The organism is Hydrogenophaga sp. ANAO-22 (assembly GCF_042466645.1).
Lineage (GTDB): Bacteria > Pseudomonadota > Gammaproteobacteria > Burkholderiales > Burkholderiaceae_C > Hydrogenophaga.
Window position 1 is genome coordinate 1,973,370 of the sequence record NZ_CP159956.1, and the last position, 16,796, is coordinate 1,990,165.

21 protein-coding genes are annotated in these 16,796 nt (G+C 67.2%); 8 read left to right on the top strand and 13 right to left on the bottom strand.

All coding sequences use genetic code 11. From position 1 onward, the window contains the following. Positions 1 to 24: 24 nt before the first annotated feature. The 5 genes from ABSY19_RS09350 to ABSY19_RS09370 all read left to right on the top strand — a co-directional run bounded on the left by ABSY19_RS09350 (position 25) and on the right by ABSY19_RS09370 (position 1,880). Positions 25 to 405, top strand: coding sequence for a hypothetical protein (locus ABSY19_RS09350; RefSeq protein ID WP_382161717.1), 381 nt, complete (start codon positions 25 to 27; stop codon positions 403 to 405). 178 nt (positions 406 to 583) lie between these two features. Next, complete coding sequence (locus ABSY19_RS09355; protein WP_291112621.1) at positions 584 to 778, top strand: hypothetical protein; 195 nt, start codon at positions 584 to 586, stop codon at positions 776 to 778. Continuing rightward, positions 765 to 1,001 carry a hypothetical protein gene (locus tag ABSY19_RS09360; protein ID WP_291112623.1) on the top strand — a complete coding sequence of 79 codons (237 nt, stop codon included), beginning with the start codon at positions 765 to 767 and terminating at the stop codon, positions 999 to 1,001. Before ABSY19_RS09355 ends, ABSY19_RS09360 begins: the two co-directional genes overlap by 14 nt. A gap of 57 nt (positions 1,002 to 1,058) precedes the next feature. Then, entirely contained in the window at positions 1,059 to 1,457 is a 399-nt protein-coding gene (locus ABSY19_RS09365; protein WP_382161720.1) for a hypothetical protein, read from the top strand. A gap of 33 nt (positions 1,458 to 1,490) precedes the next feature. Continuing rightward, positions 1,491 to 1,880, top strand: coding sequence for a VOC family protein (locus ABSY19_RS09370; protein WP_382161722.1), 390 nt, complete (start codon positions 1,491 to 1,493; stop codon positions 1,878 to 1,880). A 4-nt stretch (positions 1,881 to 1,884) separates the two neighbouring features. Here ABSY19_RS09370 and ABSY19_RS09375 read toward each other — a convergent pair whose 3' ends face one another. Both ABSY19_RS09375 and ABSY19_RS09380 read right to left on the bottom strand, forming a co-directional pair. After that, entirely contained in the window at positions 1,885 to 2,523 is a 639-nt protein-coding gene (locus tag ABSY19_RS09375) for a LysE family translocator (RefSeq protein ID WP_291112628.1), read from the bottom strand. A 61-nt stretch (positions 2,524 to 2,584) separates the two neighbouring features. Then, the gene (locus ABSY19_RS09380) at positions 2,585 to 2,956 is read right to left on the bottom strand and encodes an ankyrin repeat domain-containing protein (RefSeq protein ID WP_382161725.1); all 372 of its coding nucleotides are present in this window, start codon (positions 2,954 to 2,956) and stop codon (positions 2,585 to 2,587) included. Between the two features lie 111 nt (positions 2,957 to 3,067). On the opposite strand from ABSY19_RS09380, the gene ABSY19_RS09385 reads away from it, so the two are divergent. After that, positions 3,068 to 3,568, top strand: a complete 501-nt coding sequence (locus ABSY19_RS09385; RefSeq protein WP_382161728.1) for a DUF2059 domain-containing protein — start codon at positions 3,068 to 3,070, stop codon at positions 3,566 to 3,568. Positions 3,569 to 3,576: 8 nt separating this feature from the next. Beyond that, complete coding sequence (locus ABSY19_RS09390; RefSeq protein ID WP_382161731.1) at positions 3,577 to 4,149, top strand: putative glycolipid-binding domain-containing protein; 573 nt, start codon at positions 3,577 to 3,579, stop codon at positions 4,147 to 4,149. A 137-nt stretch (positions 4,150 to 4,286) separates the two neighbouring features. On the opposite strand, the gene ABSY19_RS09395 is transcribed toward ABSY19_RS09390, so the two are convergent. The 11 genes from ABSY19_RS09395 to flhD all read right to left on the bottom strand — a co-directional run bounded on the left by ABSY19_RS09395 (position 4,287) and on the right by flhD (position 15,005). Then, positions 4,287 to 5,003, bottom strand: a complete 717-nt coding sequence (locus tag ABSY19_RS09395) for an RNA polymerase sigma factor FliA (RefSeq protein ID WP_291112634.1) — start codon at positions 5,001 to 5,003, stop codon at positions 4,287 to 4,289. A 2-nt stretch (positions 5,004 to 5,005) separates the two neighbouring features. Next, complete coding sequence (locus ABSY19_RS09400; protein ID WP_382161734.1) at positions 5,006 to 5,803, bottom strand: hypothetical protein; 798 nt, start codon at positions 5,801 to 5,803, stop codon at positions 5,006 to 5,008. Further along, positions 5,796 to 7,325 carry a flagellar biosynthesis protein FlhF gene (gene flhF / locus ABSY19_RS09405; RefSeq protein ID WP_382161737.1) on the bottom strand — a complete coding sequence of 510 codons (1,530 nt, stop codon included), beginning with the start codon at positions 7,323 to 7,325 and terminating at the stop codon, positions 5,796 to 5,798. Before flhF ends, ABSY19_RS09400 begins: the two co-directional genes overlap by 8 nt. After that, a complete protein-coding gene (gene flhA, locus ABSY19_RS09410) occupies positions 7,322 to 9,397 on the bottom strand; it encodes a flagellar biosynthesis protein FlhA (RefSeq protein ID WP_382161740.1) in 2,076 nt (691 codons plus the stop codon). Before flhA ends, flhF begins: the two co-directional genes overlap by 4 nt. Further along, complete coding sequence (locus ABSY19_RS09415) at positions 9,394 to 10,551, bottom strand: flagellar biosynthesis protein FlhB (RefSeq protein ID WP_382161743.1); 1,158 nt, start codon at positions 10,549 to 10,551, stop codon at positions 9,394 to 9,396. Before ABSY19_RS09415 ends, flhA begins: the two co-directional genes overlap by 4 nt. 311 nt (positions 10,552 to 10,862) lie before the next feature. Further along, complete coding sequence (locus ABSY19_RS09420; RefSeq protein ID WP_382161746.1) at positions 10,863 to 11,489, bottom strand: protein phosphatase CheZ; 627 nt, start codon at positions 11,487 to 11,489, stop codon at positions 10,863 to 10,865. A 12-nt stretch (positions 11,490 to 11,501) separates the two neighbouring features. After that, positions 11,502 to 11,888: a chemotaxis response regulator CheY gene (cheY, locus tag ABSY19_RS09425; protein WP_382161749.1), complete on the bottom strand. Its 387-nt coding sequence runs from the start codon at positions 11,886 to 11,888 to the stop codon at positions 11,502 to 11,504. A 47-nt stretch (positions 11,889 to 11,935) separates the two neighbouring features. Then, a complete protein-coding gene (gene motB / locus ABSY19_RS09430; RefSeq protein ID WP_382161752.1) occupies positions 11,936 to 13,030 on the bottom strand; it encodes a flagellar motor protein MotB in 1,095 nt (364 codons plus the stop codon). A gap of 18 nt (positions 13,031 to 13,048) precedes the next feature. Then, positions 13,049 to 13,906, bottom strand: coding sequence for a flagellar motor stator protein MotA (motA, locus tag ABSY19_RS09435; protein WP_382161755.1), 858 nt, complete (start codon positions 13,904 to 13,906; stop codon positions 13,049 to 13,051). Positions 13,907 to 14,065: 159 nt separating this feature from the next. Next, on the bottom strand, positions 14,066 to 14,602 hold the full coding sequence (flhC, locus tag ABSY19_RS09440; protein ID WP_204733346.1) for a flagellar transcriptional regulator FlhC: 537 nt from the start codon (positions 14,600 to 14,602) through the stop codon (positions 14,066 to 14,068). A 67-nt stretch (positions 14,603 to 14,669) separates the two neighbouring features. Beyond that, complete coding sequence (flhD, locus tag ABSY19_RS09445) at positions 14,670 to 15,005, bottom strand: flagellar transcriptional regulator FlhD (protein WP_297403347.1); 336 nt, start codon at positions 15,003 to 15,005, stop codon at positions 14,670 to 14,672. Between the two features lie 545 nt (positions 15,006 to 15,550). On the opposite strand from flhD, the gene ABSY19_RS09450 reads away from it, so the two are divergent. Then, a complete protein-coding gene (locus ABSY19_RS09450) occupies positions 15,551 to 16,738 on the top strand; it encodes a flagellin (protein ID WP_382161758.1) in 1,188 nt (395 codons plus the stop codon). The last annotated feature ends 58 nt before the right edge of the window (positions 16,739 to 16,796 follow it).

The window sequence follows — 16,796 nt, forward strand, 5'->3', positions numbered from 1 at the left end:
TCTCCACCCCCCACCGACTGCACCATGACCTCAGCCGCAACGACGACGCCCCACCAACCCTGGATCGACTCGTTGCAGGCCGAACTCGATGCGCTCGAAGCCGCCTTGCTGCGCGGCGATGCGCCCGGTGTGGAACAGGCCAGCGCGGCCATGCAGGCGGTGCTGCAGCAAGCCCCCCGCACGCCGGCTTTCGCCGACCCCGACAGCGCGCTGCGCCGCGACACCCAGAGCGCCGCGCAGCGTTTCGCCCAGCTGCGCCAGGCCGTGCTGCGCTCCAACGCCCAGAACGAACGCGCGGTCGCCAGCCTGCTGCCCCAACAGTCGCTGCAGCGCCAGCCCACCTACGGCCGCATGGTCAAACCCTCACCGCTCGGCGGCGCGGGGCGCGGCTTCCTGACCGCCTGAGTCTCTTCTTCTCCCGTCAAAAACCGGCATCTACCGGTTTTTTTACGTCTACAGAATCCATCCGTGTCCAGAAGGTGCTTTGAGAGATCACCTCTGATATCTCATTAGCCAATCTGATGGATGTACCTTTTTAGCGGCAGCCCTTCTAAAATACGGGTTAACCCTTAGATTGATTGCCATGAACACCCTCATCACTTCCTTGTGGACCCGACTGGCTGGTGCCGTTGGCCACTTTTTCCGCCGCGCTGCCGCCGGCGCTTCCGACGGGCTGGAGGAATACCTCAGCACCGCCAAGAGCCTCCACCAGCTGGAGGACATGCAACGCCGTTGGGACCAGGCCCACCGAGGCCACCACCACCATGGCGCCTTCTGACCCTCATCCCGATCCCGAGACCCACACCATGATCGAATTGCTCAAATCCTATTTCCAGACGCCCCAGTTCGCTGCCGGCGCCCGTGTCAACCGCCTTCACAAAGGCAGCCTGGACCGCGTGGACGGCCGCGTGGTCGCCCAGACCGAAGAAGGCGTGCTGGTCGAATGGCCCCGCAATGGCTCCGGCTGGGAACACCCCGGCGCGCTCTGCCAGCAGGGTTGACGCCTTTTTGCGCGGGCGCCAACATGATGGACAAGTGATCCATTTTTCGCTCCAGCCATGAACGAGAACCCCACCCCCGACAGTCTGAACAGCGCAGACACGGTGGAAGCCTGGGCCTGCATCGACCGTTTCGCCACCGCCTTCAACGCCGAAGATCTGACCGGCATGGATGCCGAGCTCAACTTCCCGCACACCATGCTCTCCGGCTCGCACCGCCTGGAATGGTTTGCGCCGGGCCAGCTCCCGAGCGACTTTTTCACCAGCCTGCGCGCCACGGGCTGGGCGCGCACACAAACCGAGTCGATCACCCCCGTGCTGGCGAGCGCCGACAAGGTGCACTTCCTGGTGGACTACACCCGGCGCACCGCGGCGGGCGAGGTGCTCAACCGGTACCACAACCTCTGGATCGTGACCCGCTCGGCCGGCCGCTGGGGCATCGCGCTGCGCTCCTACTGAACACCGACGGCCCAGGCGCACGGCGGCATCGCGATGAACATTCAACTCGATCACCTGCTCGTGCCGTCCCGCGACAAGATCGCCGCCGCGCGGCAACTCGCTGAGCTGCTCGGCGTGCCCTGGTCCGCCAGCGGCATCGGGCCGTTCGCACCGGTCTACGTCAACGATGGCCTGACCCTCGACTTCGATCAGTGGGATGGGCCCGTGCCCAACATCCACTTCGCGTTTCGCGTGAGCGAGGACGCGTTCGACGCCATCCTCGCGCGCCTTCAGGCCGCCGGCATCCCCTACCGCAGCCTGGTGCACGGGCCGGTCGACTCGAAGGTCGACACGGCCCACGGCGGGCGCATCGTCTACTGGAACCAGCCCGATGGCCACCAGTGGGAAATGCTCACCGTGAGTTACGCGCGCGAAGCACGCTGAATCTTCAGGCCACGCGGCGCTGCTCGGCGGCCAGCCGCACCGCCAGCGCGGCCAACACACCGCCCATCACGTAGCGCTGCACCGCCAGCCAGCGGCGGTTGTGCTGGAACCAGCGCGCCAGCTTCGCCGCCGACAGGGCGATGCTCAGGTTGACGCTGAAACTGAACACGATCTGGGTCAGCCCCAGCACCACGCTCTGCACGAACACCGAGCCATGCTCGGGCGAGACGAACTGCGGAAAGATCGCGAGGTAGAACACCGCGATCTTGGGGTTGAGCAGGTTGGTGAGAAAGCCCATGGCGAACAGCTTGCGCGGCGAGTCCTGCGGCAGGTCGCGCGCCTCGAAGGGCGAGCGCGCGCCCGGCTTGACCGCCTGCCAGGCCAGGTACAGCAGGTAGGCCGCGCCGGCCCACTTCAGGATCTCGTAGGCCAGCGGCACGGCCATGAACAGCGCCGTGAGGCCCACCGCGGCGGTGAACATGTGCACCAGAAAGCCGGCCACCACGCCGAACAGCGAGATCACGCCGGCCCGTCGGCCCTGGCAGATCGAGCGCGAGATCAGATAGACCATGTTGGGGCCGGGCGTCAGCGCCATCAGCAGGGCCGCGCCGGCAAAGAGCAGCCAGTCGTTCAGGGGAACCATGAAAAAAGCCTCGGTGGGGGTGGGTACCCCACATCCTAGGCCAGGCCGAACAACCCCGTGTTCACCTCGCCCACCACAGCCAGCGGCCCAGGAGGGGCGCGAGCCAGCCGCCCCGCGCCGGCTGCCGCGCGGCCGGGTCCGGCGCCCCCATGGCGCGCAGCCGCGCCTCCAGCCCGCTCAGCCCGGCCTGGCGCGCCGCCTGCACCGGTGTGAGGGCCTCGAACTCGGACAGCAGCAGCGGGTTGGCACCGTGGTCCAGCAGCAGATGGGCCACCGCCTCCTGCCGGGCCAGGATGCAGGCCACCAGCGGCGTGGACAGGTACTCGGGGTGCGCGTGGTCGAGGTTCACCCGCTCCCTCACGTGGTAGCGCACCAGCTCGATGCGGCCCTCGCAGGCCGCCTGGTACAGCTCTTTCCAGTCTCCAGCGGACATCCCTCCTCCTTTCCAAACGGCCCACGCGGCCACCCACGCGGGGCCCGGGCGCTGTGTTTCAATCATCCGATCACCTTCCCCGAACCTTACCCGCAGGCCGCCGCCATGACCATGAAACAAACCCTTGCCGCCCTCCTGCTCACCGGCACCCTGACCCTGTCGGCCCACGCCGCCCCGCCTTCGGACGCCTCCATCGCCACGCTGCTGTCGGTCACGCAGTCGGACAAGATGATGGACACCCTGTACGCCAACATGGAGCAGATGATCCGCCAGGGCATGCAGGCCGCCACGAAAGGCAAGGCGCTGACGGCCCAGCAGGCGCGCGTGATGGAGCTGGCGCCGGCACGGCTGGCCAAGGTAATGCGCGAGGAGATCACCTGGGCCAAGCTGGAGCCCATGATGGTGCAGATCTACCGCGAGAACTTCGAGCAGGCCGAGGTCGACGGCCTCATCGCCTTCTACCAGAGCCCGGTCGGCCAGGCCTTCGTGGCCAAGATGCCGGTGGTGATGCAGCGCTCCATGGAGGCCTCGCAGCAACAGCTGCAGGCCTTCATGCCCAAGCTGCAGGCCGAGATGGTGGAGGTGATGAAGGAAGCGCGGCTGGCGCAGTAGGCTTCCCCATGGCCCACACCGACACCCGCACCCTCTGCTGGCAGCCCACCTGGAACCCGACCCACGAGGGCGTGGGACTGGAGCACCTGCTGCTGTCGGACACCGAGGCCAGCGCCGTGGTGCTGGCATTCGATGAAACCAGCGGCCCGTTCCGGCTCAGCTACCGGCTGGCCTGGAGACGGTCGTGGCAGTTGCGCCGGGCCGACCTGCTGGTGGACACCGCCCAGGCCTCGCGCGCGCTCAGCCTGCGCACCGACGGCCAGGGCCACTGGCACGACGGCAACAACCGCGCGCTGCGCGAGCTGGAGGGCTGCCTGGACATCGACATCTGGCCCACGCCCTTCACCAACAGTTTTCCGATCCGGCGCGAGCCGATGGCCGTGGGCGAGCGCCGCGAGTTCCGCATGGCCTGGGTAAGCGCCCCCGAACTCACGGTGCAGGCCAAGCCCCAGGCCTACACGCGCCTGGCCGAGCGGCTCTACCGTTTCGAGAGCCTGGACGGCAGTGGATTCCAGGTCGATCTGCCGGTGGACGAAGACGGCATCGTTCTCGACTACCCGGGCCTCTTCAAGCGCATCTGAGGCATTGCCGGCGCGCGGCACTGGCCAGAGGCAGCGAGGGTCCGGCTCCGCCGGCCCAAGCTGCCGTCCCCCTCGAAGCGCCGAAGGCGCGCCACGGAGGGGGGAAGCCGCGTCAGCGGCGCAGGGGGGTGTTTCCGTTAATGCGCACGAAGCTTGGAGCGCAAGCGCGCGATGGACTGGCTGTGCAACTGGCAGATGCGCGACTCGGTCACGCCCAGTACGGCCGCGATCTCCTTCAGGTTCATGTCGTGCTCGTAGTACATCGACATGATCTGCTGCTCGCGCTCGGGCAGCACCTTGATGGCGGCCACCAGGGCGGTGCGCATGCGGTGGTCCTGCAGCACGGCCGAGGGGTCGGCCTCGTGGTCGCCCATGTGGCGGTCCAGGAAGCCGTCTTCGTCGTCGCTGTTGCCGCTGATGTCCTCCAGGTACACGAGCTGGGTGCCGCGCACCTTGGCCAGCAGGTGCTGGTAGTCGGCCAGGCTCATGCCCATCTCGGCGGCGATCTCGCTTTCCTTGGGCACGCGGTGCAGCTTCTGCTGCAGGCGGTGCACGGCCTGCTCGATGTCTTTCTGGCTCTTGCGCGAACCGCGCGACATCCAGTCGCCCTCGCGCAATTCGTCGATCATCGCGCCGCGGATGCGCTGGCTGGCGAAGGTCTCGAACTGCACGCCCTGGGTGGGCTCGAAGCGCGCGATGGCTTCGGTCAGGCCGATCATGCCGACCTGGATCAGGTCGTCGAGCTCCACGCTGGGCGGCAGCTTGGCGATCATGTGGTGAGCGAGGCGGCGCACCAGCGGGCTGTATTTGCGCAACTGGTCGTCCCGGTTGAGGGTGCCTTTGGCGGTGTACATCTTCAGCTCCAGAGAGAAGGGGCGGCGACCGTGGAGCGGCCGGTGCGCGAGGCGCCGGGCACCAGGCCGTGGTAGCCGTGCGCATGGGTCGGGCGGGGCCGCTCCATCGCGCTTTCCTGCGCGCGCAGGGCCCAGGTGGCCACGGGCCAGCTGTCCAGCGACAGGCCGAGGTGGCGCTGCGCGGTGTCGATCACCGTGTGCACCACGGTCTGCAGCGCGGCGGGCGCGCCCGAGGCCAGCGGGGCGAGCACCGGCGCCAGGCCGGCCGCGTCCAGCAGCTTGACCGCGCCGTAGGCGTCGATGCTGGACTGCGGTTGTTCGATCACGGGCACCAGCGCGCGGGCGCCCAGGCCGTGCAGCAAACCGGCCAGCGAGAAGGCGGGCGCGAACAGCAGCACCACCGCGCCCGAGGCGAACGGCGTCAGCAGGCGCGAGAGCGCGACCTGGCTGCCCGCGGCCTGCGCGGTTTCCTGCAAGGCCTGCAGGCCGGCGGCGCCGGGCATCACGAGCCAGTCGGCGCCATCCAGGGGGTGTTCCAGGTGGGCGATGGAGGGGTCTTGCAGCACGCGCATCAGGCCCAGGTGGGCGCCGTCGTGGCGGTCGCGGCTGCGGGCTTCGGTGGCCGTGCCATCGACGATCACCACCGCCCGGCCTTCGGCCGTGAGCGCGGTGGCCAGCGTGCAGAGCCATTCGTAGGCGCGCGCGGGCTGCGCCGGGCTGGACACCGGCACCAGCACCGGCCCGCCCACGGGCGGTTCGCCCCGCAAGCCGGCGGCCTGGTCGAAGCCGGGTTCAAACATGGGCGGCCCCCAGGTCGATGCCGCGGCCGGAGGCCTGGGCAAAGAAGAAACCCATGTCGGTGGGTTGCGGGTCGTAGGCCGACTTGCCCTGCGTGCCCATGGACAGGCGCACCAGCGCCGCGGCGTCGGCGTTCTGCCAGTCTTCGGGCACGCGCTGGCCGTTGGCCACGCCGCGCAGCACCACCTGGTGGCGGATCAGCGCGTCCAGCGACGGGCCGAGCTTGACGGCTTCGTCCACCTTGGAGAGCACCACGCCGTGCAGCGAGCTGGCCTTGAACGAGGTCAGCACCTCGTCCAGCGTGTCGCCTTGCGAGCCGGCGTTGAGCACCAGGGTCTTCTTGACCTTGGGGATGTCGAGCACGTCCAGCATGTCCTGGATGCGCTGGTCGCGCTGGCCCAGGCCGGCGGTGTCGATGATCACCAGGCGCTTGTTGCCCAGCAGGTTGAGCAGGTCCTTGAGCGCGGCGCGGTCGTGCGCCAGGTGGGCCACGACGCCCAGCATGCGGCCGAAGGCGCGCAGCTGCTCGAAGCCGGAGACGCGGTAGGTGTCCAGCGTGATCAGGCCCACGCTGCCGGCACCGTATTGTTTGACGCACTGCGCGGCCAGCTTGGCGGCGGTGGTGGTCTTGCCCACGCCGGTGGCGCCCACCAGCGAGACCACGCCGCCTTCGTCGCACAGGCCGGCGCCGGGCGTCGCGACCTTGAGGTTGCGGGTGATCACATCCATCAGCCAGCGCACCGCTTCGGCGGCATTGGCCTCGGCCGGCACGCGCTCGAGCACGGCGCGCGACATCGCGGGCGAGTAGCCGGCGCGGATCATCTTGAGCATCAGGTTGGACTGGATCGGGTTCTGCTTGGACGAGCCGAGCCAGGCCAGGGTGTTGAAGCGCTCCTCGATCATGTCCTTGAGCGCCGAGAGCTCGACCGCCATGCGACTGTCGTCGTGGCTGGGGAAGCGCGTGGACGGCGGCTGCGAGTCTTCCCACGCCGGCTCGCTGGAGCGGGTGCGGATCGGGGCGGGCTTGCGCGCCACGATGGGGTCGGGCTGGTTGAAGCGCTGCACCGGCACCTCGATCGGCTCGGGCCGGGTCACGATCTGCGGCGCGGCGACCGGGGCCGGCGCGCGGCGCTCGATGGCGGGCGCCGCGGTTTCGGCGGCCGCGGCGGGCGTGCCGTGCAGCGACTCGCGGCGCTTGCGCAGCATGCGTTCGCGCACATAGTCCTGGAACGACAGCGTGCTCATCGCCAGTGTCTCGGTGTCGCTCTGCACCGACTGCGGCGCGGCCAGCGAACCGGTGGTGGAGGCCTTGGGACGGGCGGGCGCGGCAGCGGCAGCGGCGGCGGCCGGTGCGGCGTTCGCGTGGTCGGCCAGCGAAGCCAGGCTTTCCTCGGCGGCGGCCATCACCTCGAAACCTTCAGCGGTGTTGCGGGTGGAGAGGATCACGGCGCTGTCGCCAAAGGTCTTGCGCGCCTTGTTCATGGCTTCGCGGGACGTGGGGGCAATGAAGCGTTGGATGTTCATGCTGCAAGTTCTCCAAGGATCGGGCCGATGCGGATCAGGTGGGTTTCAGGTATTTCGCTGTGCGCCAGGACCTGCAGGCGCGGCGCGGCGCGGCGCAGCAGGCGGGACATGGCATTGCGGATGGCGTCGGGCACCAGCAGGCAGGCGGGCACGCCCTTCTCTTCCTGGCGGTTGGCGATGTCGGTGGCGGATTTGCTCAGCATCTCGGCCACGCCGGGGTCCAGCGCGCCGTTGGCGCTGCCCGAGAGGGCTTGCATCAGCAGGCGCTCCAGGCCGGGCTCGATGGCGATGACCTCGAGCTCCTTCACCGGGCCGTAGATCTGCTGCACGATGGCCGGCGAGAGCGCCATGCGCACGCGGCGGGCCAGCTCGGCCGGGTCGGTGGTGTGGGGGGCGTGCTCGGCCAGCGATTCGATGATGGTGCGGATGTCGCGCACATGCACAGACTCTTCCAGCAGCAGCTGGAGGACTTTCTGGAAGGTGGCAACCGGGACCATTTTGGGCACGACTTCTTCGATCAGTTTGGGGGCCAGGCGGGTGACGTGTTCAACCAGGTCCTGGGTCTCCGTCCGGCTCAGCAACTTGGCCGCCTGGACTTGCATCAAGTGTGAAAGATGCGTGGCCAGCACGGTCTCGGAATCAACCACGGTAAAACCGGCCATTTGCGCGTTCTCGCGCTGCTTTTCGTCGATCCAGTGCGCGGGCAGGCCAAACGCCGGGTCGGTCGTGGGCGTGCCGATCAGCGGGGTGCCGATGCCACCCGGGTCGATCGCCAGGAACATGCCCGGGAACACCTCGCCCTCGCCCACCACCACGCCGCGCAGCGTGATGCGGTAGGCGCTGGGGCGCAGCTCCAGGTTGTCGCGCACGTGCACCGCGGGCGGCAGGAAACCGACTTCCTGCGCGAACTTCTTGCGCACGCCCTTGATGCGGGTGAGCAGGTCGCCCTGGCGGGTCTTGTCCACCATGGCGATCAGGCGGTAGCCCAGCTCCAGGCCCAGCAGGTCGACCGGCTGCAGGTCGTCCCAGGTGGCTTCGCCGTCGCCCTGCACGGCCGGCGCTTCCGGTTCGGGCGCGGGCTTGGCCTGCTCGCGCGCCACCCAGTAGGCCAGGCCGCCGGCGATGGCCGCGAAGCTCAGGAACACCAGGTGCGGCATGCCCGGCACGATGCCCAGCATGAACAGCACGGCGGCGGTGATGCCCAGCACCTTGGGCGAGAGGAACATCTGCTCCATCACCTGCACGCCCAGGTCTTCGTCCTTGCCCACGCGCGAGACCACCATGGCCGCGGCCACCGAGATCAGCAGCGAGGGAATCTGCGCCACCAGCGCGTCACCGACGGCCAGCAGGATGTAGTTGTCCGCCGCCTGGCCGGCCGAGAGGCCGTGCTGCAGCACGCCGATGATGAAGCCGCCGATGATGTTGATGAACAGGATCAGGATGCCGGCGATGGCGTCGCCGCGCACGAATTTGGAGGCACCGTCCATGGAGCCGAAGAACTCGGCTTCCTCGCCCACTTCGCGGCGGCGGCGCTTGGCCTCCTTGTCGTCGATCAGGCCGGCGTTCAGGTCGGCGTCGATCGCCATCTGCTTGCCGGGCATGGCGTCCAGGGTGAAGCGGGCCGAGACCTCGGCGATGCGCTCCGAGCCCTTGGTGATCACCACGAAGTTGATCACCACCAGGATCGCGAACACGATGAAACCGACCGCGAAGTTGCCGCCGATCAGGAAGTGGCCGAAGGCCTCGATCACCGCGCCGGCCGCGCCCGGGCCGGTGTGGCCTTCGAGCAGCACCACGCGGGTGGAGGCCACGTTGAGCGAGAGGCGCAGCAGCGTGGTGAGCAGCAGCACGGTGGGGAAGACCGAGAAGTCCAGCGGCCGTTTCATGTAGGCCGCCACCATCATCACCACCAGCGCCAGCGCGATGTTGAGCGTGAAGAAGGTGTCCAGCAGCCAGGGTGGCAGCGGCAGCACCATCATCGACAGGATGGTGATGACCAGCATGGGCGCGGCCAGGCCGCCGGCCCAGCTGGCGTTGCGGTTCAACCATTGCTGCAGCGCTTGCAGGTTCATTCAGAGGCCTCTTTGGCGGGTTTCTTGAAGTGCGGATCGAGCTCGGGCGGCACCAGGGGTTCGGGCTGCGCGGCGGGCATGGCGCCCTGGCCCTTCATGGCGGCCTTGAGCTGGTACACGTAGGCCAGCACCTGGGCCACGGCGGTGTAGAGCGCCGAAGGGATCTCGTCGTCGATCTCGGCGTGGGCGTAGAGCGCGCGCGCCAGCATGGGCGACTGCAGCACCGGCACCTTGTGGGCCTTGGCCACGTCGCGGATCTTCATGGCCAGCAGGTCGGCGCCCTTGGCGATCACGCGCGGCGCGTTCATGCTGGCGTCGTCGTAGCGGATGGCCACGGCGTAGTGGGTCGGGTTCATGACCACCAGGTCGGCCTTGGGCACGGCGCCCACGCTGTTGCGCTGGGCCATCTCGCGCTGCATCGCGCGGCGCCTGGATTTGAAGTGCGGGTCGCCTTCGGCTTCCTTGTGTTCCTGTTTCACTTCCTGGTGCGACATGCGCATGCGCTGCGCGTGCAAAAATTTCTGCGCCGGGAAGTCGATCACGGCGACGAGCGCCACCACCATCAGCAGCAGGCCCACGCCGAGCATGAGCCAGTGGCCGAGCTGACCCAGGCCCGATTCCAGGGGCTGCATGACCAGCATGGCGAAGTCCTGCACGTGGGACGAGAGGAACTGCCAGGCCACCAGCCCGACGATGGCGGAGATGGCGGCCAGCTTGGCGGTGTCGAAGAGCTGTTGTTTGGTGAAGAGGCGGCCGATGCCCTTGAGCGGGTTGATGCGGCTGAGGTCGGGCACGAGGGGCTTGGTGCTCAGGGCCCAGCTGCCCGAGCCGAAGGCGGCGAGCAGCACGATGGCGAGCACGGCCACGCCCAGCGGCAGGTAGAGCATGAGGCCTTGCGCGAAGCCGTCCACCAGGCGTTCGGTGGCGAGTTCGGGTTTGAGCAGGGTCTGGTGGTCGAAGCGCAGCTGGCCTTGCAGGGCGCTGCGCAGTTTTTCGAAGCCGACGGGGGCGAGCGCGACCAGGATGAGGGCGCCGCCACCGAGCACGGCAAGGTTGGACAGGTCCTTGGAACGCGGCACCTGGCCATCGTCGCGCGCCTTTTTCAGGCGCTGCGCGGTGGCTGGCAGGTTCTTGTCTTGGGCGGAGGAGTCCATGGGCGGTTCACACGATCGGTGAATCCGATTCTGGAAGCCGCCAGGAAAAACTAAAGGGCGATAAGACGCCCTTGAATGGCGCTTTTCTTTCCCGTCACCTCGCGGGCTCGGGGAGGCCGGGCGCTCTGCTCCGCGGGTGTCCCCCGAACCGGCTTCGCCGGTTCTCCTCCTTTACCCCGCTGCGCAGAACGCCCGGCCTCCCCGAGCCAGTGGCGTGCCAACGAGGGCTTTTCCAGAAATGCCGTGGAACCGGCTTTGCCGGGCCACTGGCATTGCCCCCTGAAAGGGGGTGGCGCGAAGCGCCACGGGGGTCAAAACCCCAAGCTCGCCAGCAGGTCGTCGACCTGCGCCTGATCGCTCACCACGTCGGTGCGGCCTTCGGCGTTGACCACCGGACCGGCCAGGGCGGGCTGGTCCACGATGGCATGGTCCTGGCCTGGCTGGCCGCCGGGGGCGGATTGCAGCAGCAGGCTGAGCAGCTGTTCTTCGATGGTGCCGGCGAGCTGGACCACGCGGCCGATCACCTGGCCGGTGAGGTCGTGGAAGTCCTGCGCCATCATGATGTCGGTCAGGCGCGCGTCGGACTTGTCGCTCAGCTCGACGATGTCTTTCGACCATTCCAGCAGCTCGGGCATGGCGCGGGCCAGACCGGGGACGCGGGAGATGGTGTCGGCCAGCTGGCGACCGCGTTCGGCGATCTTCGCCTGCTCGGCCTTGCCTTCGTCCACGTGGTTGAGCACCTTTTCAGCCGCCTCGCCCGTCAGGCGCGCGATATAGGACAGGCGGCTCTGCGCGTCGGGCAACTGGTCCACCGTGCCCTTGAGCTTGTCGGTGTAGCCCAGCTCCTTGAGCGCATCGTGCAGCTGCCGCGTGATCGAACCGAGTTGGCGGAACATGTCGGGGTTGCCCGACGCCGCCTCTTCTTGTTGTTGATTCATGGTGCGGCCCTCTCAGATGCCGAGCTTCTTGAAGATGTTCGCGAGCTTTTCTTCCAGCGTGGCCTTGGTGAAGGGCTTGACGATGTAACCGGCGGCACCGTTCTGCGCCGCCATCACGATGTCTTCCTTGCGCGCCTCGGCGGTCACCATCAGCACCGGCAGGTGCTTGAGCTTCTCGTCCTGCTTGATCTGGGCCAGCAGCTCGAAGCCGTTCATGTTGGGCATGTTGATGTCCGACACCACGAAGTTGAAGCCGCCGTTGCGCAGCTTGCTCAGCGCGATCGCACCGTCTTCGGCCTCGTCGGCGTCGGCGTGCCCGATCTCCTTGAGCAGGTTGCGCACGATGCGGCGCATGGTGGAGAAGTCGTCAACGATCAGGAATTTCATCGGGGTGGACATGAAAGCCTCCGTGGGAGGAAAGGATCAAGGAAGAGGAGCCGGCCGCGTCAGCCACCGCTCTGTGAAGGAGATTTCGTCACTTGCCCGGAAATCTGAAGCGTGGGCAGCGCAATGACGGGGTCGGCGGTCTTCACGGGCACGGCGGGCACGGCCGGTGCGGCGCTGGCGGCGGCCGGCTGGGCGGCCACCCGGGGGGCGGTCTGGGGCTTGGCGGCCGCGGTGGGCAGCGGCGGCGGCATGGGTTCGAGCATGGGCATCACGGGCGTGGGCGACGAGCGCGGCAGCAGGCGGTCTTCGGCCTCCTGCGTCATCACCACGATGCTGATGCGGCGGTTGATCGGGTCGGCGGGCAGGTCTTCGCGCAGCAGGCGGCTGGACGCCAGGCCTTCCACCCGGCGCAGCTTGTCCTGCGGCAGGCCGCCGGCCACCAGTTCGCGGCGCGAGGCGTTGGCCCGGTCGGCCGAGAGCTCCCAGTTGCTGTAGCCGCGCTCGCCGCTGCCGTAGGGCGTGGCGTCGGTGTGGCCGGCCAGGGCGATGCGGTTCTCCACGTCGCCCAGCGCCGCGCCGATCTCGCGCAGGATGTCGCGCATATAGGGTTTCACCAGCGCGCTGCCGGTGTCGAACATGGGCCGGTTCTGCTGGTCCACGATCTGGATGTGCAGGCCGTCGAGGGTTTTTTCCAGCTGGATCTGCGAACCGAACTCCGAGAGCTTGGGGTTCTTCTCGATCAGCGTGGTGATCTTGCGTTCGAGGGCGTCGATGCGCGCGGCGTCGCGGCGCATCGAGTCGGCGCGCGCCATCTGGGCGCCGATGAGCTTGGCCGCGCGCTCGGCCTCGCCGCTGTCCATCTGGCCGAAGGACTTGCTCAGGTCGCGCCCGCCGCCGGGCAGGATGCTGCTGCTGTTGCCGGTGCCCGGGCCGCCCATGAGCGAGACCTTCACGGGCGACTGGAAGTAGCTCGCGATGCCCTGCAGCTCGCCCTTGGCGGTGGAGCCCAGCAGCCACATGAGCAGGAAGAAGGCCATCATCGCGGTCACGAAGTCGGCGTAGGCGATCTTCCACGCACCACCATGGGCGGCATGGCCACCCTTCTTGATGCGCTTGATGATGATGGGTTGGAGCTTCTTGCCGTCGCCAGCCATGGTGCTATCCCGTGCGGGTTACTTCTTCTTCACATGGGTTTCGAGCTCGGCGAAGGTCGGCCGCACGTCGGCGAACAGCACCTTGCGGCCAAACTCGATCGCGGTCAGCGGCGCATAGCCCTGCATGCTGGAGAGCAGCGTGGTCTTGACGCACAGCAGTTCCTTGCTGCCCTCTTCCATCTTCTGGTCCAGCAGGCCGCCGAGCGGTTCGAACACGCCGTACGCCAGCAAGATGCCGAGGAAGGTCCCGACCAGGGCCGAACCGATCATGGCGCCGAGCACGGCGGGCGGCTGGCCAACCGAGCCCATGGTGTTCACCACGCCCAGCACGGCGGCCACGATGCCGAAGGCCGGCAGGCCGCCGGCCAGGCGGCCGATGGCGGCCACCGGGGCGTGCGCTTCCTGGTGATGGGTTTCGATCTCGGCGTCCATCAGCGACTCGATCTCGTGCGCGTTCAGGTTGCCCGAGACCATCATGCGCAGGTAGTCGGTGATGAACTCGACCACGTGGTGGTCGGCCGAGATGGTGGGGTATTTCTTGAACAGCGCGGAGTCGTGCGGGTTCTCCACGTCCTGCTCGATCGCCATCAGGCCTTCCTTGCGGGCCTTCTGCAGGATGTCGAACAGCAGCGCGAGCAGCTCCATGTAGCGCGCCTTGGTGTAGCGACTGCCCTTGAAGCACTGGGCCAGGCCTTTGAACGAGGCCTTGACCACCTTCATCTGGTTGTTGATGAGGAAAGCCCCCAGCGCAGCGCCCAGGATGGTCGTCAGCTCGAAAGGCAGCGCCTTGAGCACGACACCGATGTTGCCTCCGTGGAATATGAATACCCCGAAGATGCAGACCATCGAAACCACGAAACCAATGATGACGAACATGTTCTTGTGCCTGGAAGAGGACGCGGCACACCGGCGCACGCGTGACTTGGAGGAATGTGTTTTCTATCGGTCAACTCTAGGTGGGAATGAAGAAGGCCATAAACGCGAAATGGACCCGCATCGGGGTCCATTTCAGGGTTTGAGCGAAAAGGCTCGGGTTCAGTGCAACCGCAGACCGCCGTTGGCGCTGCCCTTGCCGGCGCGGGCCGGCGGCTGGCACAGGCCGCAGACGAAATGGCGGTTTTCGTAGGGTTCGGTGACGAAGTGGCCGCCGCAGCAGGAGCACTTGGTCAGCGTGAGCATGCCGTTGTCGACGAACTTCACCAGGCGCCAGGCGCGGGTGACGGAGAGCAGCGGCTCGATGGCGCTGGCCTGCATCTGTTCGCTGTAGAGGCGGAAGGCCTTGATGACCGTGTCGATCTCTTCGAGTTCGCTGGTCTTGGACAGGTACTCGTGGATGTTGAGGAACAGCGACGAGTGGATGTTGGGCTGCCAGGTCAGGAACCAGTCGGTCGAGAAGGGCAGCTGGCCCTTGGACGGCGACTTGCCGGCGACTTCCTTGTACAGGCGCAGCAGGCGCTCGTAGGACAGGCTGGTTTCGTACTCCAGCACCTGCAGGCGGGCGCCGAGCTGGATCAGGGCGACAGCGCGCTCGATGTCACGCGACTCGTTGAGGATGCTCTTGCCTGCGGCCATGGTGGGCTCCTGGATGAAACGGGAGAGAGAGAGAAGAGGAAAGAAGGAGGGAAGCGGGGAGCGCGGCTCAGTGAGCGGCCATGGACTCGGCGAAACGGCCGGCCATCAGGATGCTGGCGTGCAGCTGGGTGGTGGTGCTGTTGTCCACCTTCTTCACGTTGTGGCTGGTCAGCAGGTTCCACACCAGGTCGTCGTCGACGCGGAAGCGGCACAGCAGCATGTTGCTGGAAGCGATCTTGAGCAGTTGCGCCGTGGACAGCATGCCCAGCAGGTCGGCGGCTTCTTCAGTCAGGCCCAGGCGGTACAGGGCTTCGGCGCGGTCCTTGCGGATCAGGTTCTGCGCCAGCATGAGGTAGGTCAGGTTGGCTTCGCGGATTTCTGCCAGGAGTTGTTCGCTGTCCATGATGTTTCCTTCTTTCAGTAGGAGCCGCTGTTTGTTGGCCCGATGTATGAATTGTGTCGAGCGGTAAAAAAACTTGAATCGGGAAATGTCTGTGCGTTGCGTCAGGCGCGCAGCACCCCCTTGTCATCCAAACACCTACAACCTTGGTACTCAAAACGATCCGGCCTGTGGAGCGGCGCAGGAGAGAAGATGCCCCCTCAAGAGGCGTCAAGGGTCCGGCTCCGCCGGCCCGAGACGCCGTCCCCCTCGAAGCGCCGAAGGCGCGCCACAGAGGGGAGAAGCCGCAAAGCGGCGCAGGGGGGAGCCCCTTAAAGCCACGAACTGGCGCCGAACGGCCCGGTTTATCCGCCGGTTGGATTGCAGACAAACCTCAAGAATCTCCACTCATCACCGAAATTGACTCAACGAACTTCCAAATGGGTTCGTCGTCCGGCCAGCAAAGGCGGCGAGCAGCGACGGTGGAGGCCCGCAAGGGTCGACACGGCGATGGGCAGCAATGCCCATGAAGCCGGTTCACTTTCCAAGTCCATTTACAGGAGTTAGTTATGACCACCATCAACACGAACGTGATGTCGATGAATGCTCAGCGAAATCTGAGCAGCTCGGCCAGCTCGTTGGCCACTTCCATGCAGCGCCTGTCTTCGGGCCTGCGCGTGAACAGCGCGAAAGACGACGCCGCCGGCCTCGCGATTTCCGAACGCATGAACACCCAGGTGCGTGGCCTCAACGTGGCCGCGCGCAACGCCAACGACGGCATCTCCCTCGCCCAGACCGCCGAAGGCGCGCTGGGCAAGGTCGGCGACATGCTGCAGCGCATGCGCGAACTGGCCGTGCAGTCGGCCAACGCCTCCAACAACGGCAGCGACCGCACCGCGCTCAACGCCGAGGTGCAGCAGCTGCGCCAGGAAATCGACCGCGTGGCCAAGACCACCTCGTTCAACGGCACCAAGCTGCTCGACGGCTCGTTCGCCAACGCCACCTTCCAGGTCGGTGCCAACGCCGGTGAAGGCATCTCCATCGACAGCATCGTCAACTCCAACTCCGCGGCGCTGGGCCAGACCTCGGTGCACACCACCGCCAAGATCGTGCCGCCGGCCACGCCGGTCGCGCCCGCCGTGCTGGCCGCCATCCCCGCCGGTGGCGCCACGCCGCTCTCGATCGACGACGCCAATGGCAACGCGGTCAACCTCGGCCCCATCGGTGAAGCCACCACGCTGGCGCAACGCGCCGGCCAGATGGTCGATGCGATCAACGCCAAGTCCTCCGACACCGGCGTGTTCGCCCGCCCCACTTTCACCGCTGGCGTGATGGACGGCTACGAGGTGTTCTCCGACCGAGCGCTCGTGGCCGCCGACTTCGGCAACTTCGCCGCCGGCACCACCGGCGCCGGCGCGGCCACCGCCGCCGCCGCCGATTCCTTCGTCGAAGACATCAACGTCAACTCCTTCGGCGACTCGCAGCTCGCCCTGAAGGTGATCGACAACGCCATCAACGCGATCAACAGCTCGCGCGCCGACCTCGGCGCCCTGCAAAGCCGCTTCGAGAACGCCGTGGCCAACATCCAGATCACGGGCGAGAACATCTCCGCCGCGCGCGGCCGCATCGTGGACGCCGACTTCGCCAAGGAAACGTCGAACCTGTCGCGCGCCCAGATCCTGCAACAGGCCGGCACCGCCATGGTGGCGCAGGCCAACCAGATTCCCCAGGGGGTGCTCTCGCTGCTGCGTTCCTGATCGAGCGCGCACATCCGCATGCGCCGTGACCAACGGCGATTGCGGGATGCACAGACCG

Bases quoted from the DNA above. Each gene is read 5' to 3' on its own strand.
- ABSY19_RS09350 (WP_382161717.1), top strand. From the start codon at position 25: ATGACCTCAGCCGCAACGACGACGCCCCACCAACCCTGGATCGACTCG.
- ABSY19_RS09355 (WP_291112621.1), top strand. From the start codon at position 584: ATGAACACCCTCATCACTTCCTTGTGGACCCGACTGGCTGGTGCCGTT.
- ABSY19_RS09360 (WP_291112623.1), top strand. From the start codon at position 765: ATGGCGCCTTCTGACCCTCATCCCGATCCCGAGACCCACACCATGATC.
- ABSY19_RS09365 (WP_382161720.1), top strand. From the start codon at position 1,059: ATGAACGAGAACCCCACCCCCGACAGTCTGAACAGCGCAGACACGGTG.
- ABSY19_RS09370 (WP_382161722.1), top strand. From the start codon at position 1,491: ATGAACATTCAACTCGATCACCTGCTCGTGCCGTCCCGCGACAAGATC.
- ABSY19_RS09375 (WP_291112628.1), bottom strand. From the start codon at position 2,523: ATGGTTCCCCTGAACGACTGGCTGCTCTTTGCCGGCGCGGCCCTGCTG.
- ABSY19_RS09380 (WP_382161725.1), bottom strand. From the start codon at position 2,956: ATGTCCGCTGGAGACTGGAAAGAGCTGTACCAGGCGGCCTGCGAGGGC.
- ABSY19_RS09385 (WP_382161728.1), top strand. From the start codon at position 3,068: ATGAAACAAACCCTTGCCGCCCTCCTGCTCACCGGCACCCTGACCCTG.
- ABSY19_RS09390 (WP_382161731.1), top strand. From the start codon at position 3,577: ATGGCCCACACCGACACCCGCACCCTCTGCTGGCAGCCCACCTGGAAC.
- ABSY19_RS09395 (WP_291112634.1), bottom strand. From the start codon at position 5,003: ATGTACACCGCCAAAGGCACCCTCAACCGGGACGACCAGTTGCGCAAA.
- ABSY19_RS09400 (WP_382161734.1), bottom strand. From the start codon at position 5,803: ATGTTTGAACCCGGCTTCGACCAGGCCGCCGGCTTGCGGGGCGAACCG.
- flhF (WP_382161737.1), bottom strand. From the start codon at position 7,325: ATGAACATCCAACGCTTCATTGCCCCCACGTCCCGCGAAGCCATGAAC.
- flhA (WP_382161740.1), bottom strand. From the start codon at position 9,397: ATGAACCTGCAAGCGCTGCAGCAATGGTTGAACCGCAACGCCAGCTGG.
- ABSY19_RS09415 (WP_382161743.1), bottom strand. From the start codon at position 10,551: ATGGACTCCTCCGCCCAAGACAAGAACCTGCCAGCCACCGCGCAGCGC.
- ABSY19_RS09420 (WP_382161746.1), bottom strand. From the start codon at position 11,489: ATGAATCAACAACAAGAAGAGGCGGCGTCGGGCAACCCCGACATGTTC.
- cheY (WP_382161749.1), bottom strand. From the start codon at position 11,888: ATGTCCACCCCGATGAAATTCCTGATCGTTGACGACTTCTCCACCATG.
- motB (WP_382161752.1), bottom strand. From the start codon at position 13,030: ATGGCTGGCGACGGCAAGAAGCTCCAACCCATCATCATCAAGCGCATC.
- motA (WP_382161755.1), bottom strand. From the start codon at position 13,906: ATGTTCGTCATCATTGGTTTCGTGGTTTCGATGGTCTGCATCTTCGGG.
- flhC (WP_204733346.1), bottom strand. From the start codon at position 14,602: ATGGCCGCAGGCAAGAGCATCCTCAACGAGTCGCGTGACATCGAGCGC.
- flhD (WP_297403347.1), bottom strand. From the start codon at position 15,005: ATGGACAGCGAACAACTCCTGGCAGAAATCCGCGAAGCCAACCTGACC.
- ABSY19_RS09450 (WP_382161758.1), top strand. From the start codon at position 15,551: ATGACCACCATCAACACGAACGTGATGTCGATGAATGCTCAGCGAAAT.